This is a genomic window from Oceanobacillus locisalsi (genome assembly GCF_042675985.1).
Classification (GTDB): domain Bacteria; phylum Bacillota; class Bacilli; order Bacillales; family Amphibacillaceae; genus Oceanobacillus; species Oceanobacillus locisalsi.
The window spans coordinates 1-533 of record NZ_JBHTKK010000067.1 but is presented as its reverse complement, the minus strand read 5'-3'; the positions used below and the strand labels follow the sequence as shown (position 1 = coordinate 533).

Sequence of the window (533 nt, the reverse complement as noted above, 5' to 3'; positions counted from 1 at the left end):
GTGTCCTGGGATGATTCCGTTGTTTTTTCCATATATACAGTATACGAAAGAGAATTCGGCTTGCCTAGCCTCATTCCCATATTCGCATATTTCAATTTATTATAGAACGGTACGGGCTTTTACTTCGTCATGCGCTTGTTTTTGGTTGATAGATAACCCATCCAGAAGCCACCGGAGCTGACGCGGGCTGATGTGCATCGGGGCTGCGTCTTCTTCGGACGGCCAATGAAATGTCCCGCGCTCCAACCTCCGGTAATGCAGCCAGAAACCATTGTTCTCCCACTGAAGAATTTTTAATTTATCACGCTTCCGATTACAGAACACGAATAAACAGGGCGAAAAAGGATCCAGTTCAAAACATTCCTGGACAATGACCGCTAATCCATCAATAGATTTACGTAAATCGGTGCTTCCGCGTGCTAAATAGACTTGTTCGAACGGCATATGGCTTATCATCGATAGGTAAGCACCTGTACAACATCGGATAGTAAAGCCATGTCCGCACCAGGACGTACTTCGACAGAAAGGCTGTC

At 45.8% G+C, this 533-nt stretch carries 1 protein-coding gene; it reads right to left on the bottom strand.

The window, feature by feature from the left end; translation table 11 throughout:
• Nucleotides 1–99: 99 nt before the first annotated feature.
• On the bottom strand, nucleotides 100–533 hold a 434-nt coding region (gene tnpB / locus ACFQ19_RS20310; protein ID WP_379594679.1), incomplete at its 5' end, for an IS66 family insertion sequence element accessory protein TnpB.